The 3,021-nt window shown below is 65.0% G+C and carries 3 protein-coding genes and 1 pseudogene; 3 read left to right on the forward strand and 1 reads right to left on the reverse strand.

What is annotated here, in order from left to right; translation table 11 throughout:
- The 3 genes from ACFPZL_RS11760 to ACFPZL_RS11770 form a co-directional block, all read left to right on the forward strand.
- Positions 1-739, forward strand: a 739-nt coding sequence (locus ACFPZL_RS11760; protein WP_382335543.1) for an MFS transporter, incomplete at its 5' end; no start/stop codon positions are given.
- Between the two features lie 9 nt (positions 740-748).
- Entirely contained in the window at positions 749-1,441 is a 693-nt protein-coding gene (gene nucS, locus ACFPZL_RS11765) for an endonuclease NucS (protein WP_218114750.1), read from the forward strand.
- 123 nt (positions 1,442-1,564) lie between these two features.
- Entirely contained in the window at positions 1,565-2,758 is a 1,194-nt protein-coding gene (locus ACFPZL_RS11770; protein ID WP_236021989.1) for a Fic family protein, read from the forward strand.
- Positions 2,759-2,794: 36 nt separating this feature from the next.
- Here ACFPZL_RS11770 and ACFPZL_RS11775 read toward each other — a convergent pair.
- Positions 2,795-3,021, reverse strand: a pseudogene (locus ACFPZL_RS11775) (TetR/AcrR family transcriptional regulator); the annotation flags it as partial.

Genomic DNA, 3,021 nt, shown 5'->3' on the forward strand with positions numbered 1-3,021 from the left:
CGCGCTGCGGCGGGTCCCGCGCAACGACGCGCCCGACCGCGCGCCCGGTCGACCGTCGAGTCGCGCGCCCGGGGCGGAGCCGGATGTCGCACCGATCGGGCGCACCGGTTCCGTCGTGACCGGGCCGATCCCGACCGTGGGCACGACCGCGAGTGCGGATGCGGGCACGGACGCGGGCGCGGGCGATGCGGGGCCCGGCATCCCTCGAAGCTACAGTCCGTGGCGGGATGCGCGGATCTACCTGATCGGGCTGATCGCGCTCAGCATGAGCCTGGGCGAGGGCACCGGCTCGGACTGGATCGCACTCGCGGCCATCGACGGGCGCGGCTTCAGCAACAGCCAGGGCACGCTCACCGTGGGCGTCTTCTTCGCCGCGATGGTGCTCACCCGCTTCTGCGGCGGCCTCCTGATCGAGCGCTTCGGCCGGGTCGCGGCACTGCGCGGCAGCGCGCTGCTCTTCGCCGCGGGTGTCGTCCTGGTGATCCTCGTCCCGGTCGGCTGGGTCGCCGTGATCGGAGTCGCCCTGTGGGGTGCGGGATGCGCGCTCGGGTTCCCGGTCAGCGTCGCCGCCGTATCGATGATGGCGTACGGCGCCTACCTGATCGGCCCGCCCATGATCGGGATCCTGGGCGAGCACTTCGGCCTGCTGCAGGCCTTCTGGCCGTTGGCGCTGTGCGCTCTGCTGAGCGCTCTGATCGCCGGGTCGGCCCGCGCTCGGCCGGCCTCGCAGGAGAGGTAGGCTGTCTCCGTGCGAATCGTGGTGGCCGACTGCTCTGTGGACTACGCCGGGCGACTCAGCGCCCACCTCCCCAGAGCCACGCGAGTGCTGATGCTCAAGGCGGACGGCTCGATCCTCGTGCACAGCGACGGCGGATCCTACAAGCCACTGAACTGGATGAGCCCGCCGTGCGCGCTCTCCCCGGTCGAGCTCGAGACCGAGCAGCTCGAGGCCGGCGTCGTCGAGGCCTGGCAGGTCACCCATCAGAAGACCGCCGACAAGCTGATCGTCTCGCTGTTCGAGATCCTGCACGACAGCTCGCACGAGCTCGGCGTCGATCCCGGCCTCATCAAGGACGGCGTCGAGGCGCACCTGCAGGAGCTGCTCGCCGAGCAGATCGAGCTGCTGGGCGATGGTCACACGCTGGTGCGGCGGGAGTACATGACGGCGATCGGCCCGGTGGACATCCTCGCGAAGGATCCCGCGGGCGCCTCGGTGGCCATCGAGATCAAGCGCCGCGGAGAGATCGACGGCGTCGAGCAGCTCACGCGCTACCTCGAGCTGATGAACCGGGATCCGGTGCTCGCCCCCGTGCAGGGCGTGTTCGCGGCGCAGGAGATCAAGCCGCAGGCGCGCACGCTCGCCGAGGATCGCGGCATCCGCTGCGTCGTGCTCGACTACGACGCGATGCGCGGCATGGAGGATCTGAACACGCTGTTCTGACGCGCGAGCCACAACAGCACCACACGACCAGCGCCAGCCTGGCATTACGACCGGGACAACGTACCTCGCGTTCAAGAGAGATATTCCGGCACAGCTCTCTTGAAGTGCGTCTAAAGTAGAGATGTGGATCTAGATCTCTTCGAAACGAGCAACTCCGGATCGCTCTTGCCGATCACGGGGAGCGATCCGCTACGCGGAGCGTGGCAGCACAAGGCCTTCGTTCCCCTCCCCCTCAAGACATCAATGCCAGTTCTGGAGGGGCGTACCCACCTCGCTGTTTCGAGAGCTCGGGCCGCCCTCGCAGCACTTGATGCCACCGCAAAGCAACTCCCGAACCCAACGCTCCTGAGGCTTCCTACCCTGAGAAGAGAAGCTCAGAGCACCTCGGCGCTTGAGGGAACCTACGCCCCGCTCGCCGACGTGTTCACCGCCGATGAAGATGCGCCGTCGACTCCTGAACTGGTCGAAGTTCTGAATTATGTTGCTATGGCGAACTATGGTTTTCGGCGGATCTCAGAGGGCTATCCCATCTCTGTGTCTTTGGTGAGTGAGCTCCAAGGTCGCCTCATGCAGGGAACCAAGCTTGAGGGGATATCGGGGAAGGTGCGGGAAGATCAGGTAGTTATCGGCCAGAGGCCCGGTGCAGACCCGAGGGCATTTCCTGCCCACCGATCCCGATTCGTTCCGACCCCTCCGGGTATGCATCTCGAGACAGGCCTGAGGGACCTCATGGACTGGATGAAAGCCGATCACAGCGATGAGATAGACCCTGTGGTCGCGGCAGCAATGTCTCACTACCAGTTCGAGACGTTGCACCCATTTATGGACGGCAATGGTCGCGTTGGGCGATACCTCATAGTCCTGCACCTGCAGGCCGCCGGAGTGCTGAGTGAGCCGACGCTGACGGTGTCCCCTTGGTTTGAGTCCAGGCGAGGCGAGTACTACGACCGTCTTTTCGATGTGAGTGCTCGCGAAGATTGGAACGCCTACATCGAGTTCTTCTCGAGGGGATTGGAGAGTGCCGCGGATCAGACCAAGGACCAGATGCTGTCACTTGTTGCTGTCCAGGCCGAGTTGAAAGATCGTCTGCGGGCATCCAATCTGCGCGCCGATACTGCTCACGCACTTGTCGACCTCGCCGTCGCAAACCCGAGCTTCACGGTGAAAAGGGTTGAGCAAGAACTCGGAGTTTCGTACCAGAGGGCAAACAAGTTGGTTCGGCAGTTGAAAGACCTTGAGATTCTGCAAGTCTTGGATGACTCTGCCTACAAGAAACGCTTCTATTCTCCGAGTGTCCTCGCCGTGCTTATTGGCTAGTGCTTGATACTCCCTGCGGTGCCCTTCGGAATACTGCTACCGCAGAGAGTCGATGCCCGCGAGGATGATCTCGACCCCGCGGTCGAAGGAGGCGTCGAGGTCGGCCTCGGCCTCCGCCTCTGCATCCGCCGACACTCGCGAAGGATCCGCCAGCGCCGCGAACGCCGCGGCCTGCCGGTGCGTCTGCGCCGATTGGGCCTGGCCGAACGTGTAGAGCAGGAGCGTCCGGGCGCCGTCGGCCCCGACGAGCTCGGCGAGCGCCG

This window comes from Leucobacter soli, from assembly GCF_042659205.1.
In the GTDB taxonomy this organism is placed as follows: Bacteria; Actinomycetota; Actinomycetes; order Actinomycetales; family Microbacteriaceae; genus Leucobacter; species Leucobacter soli.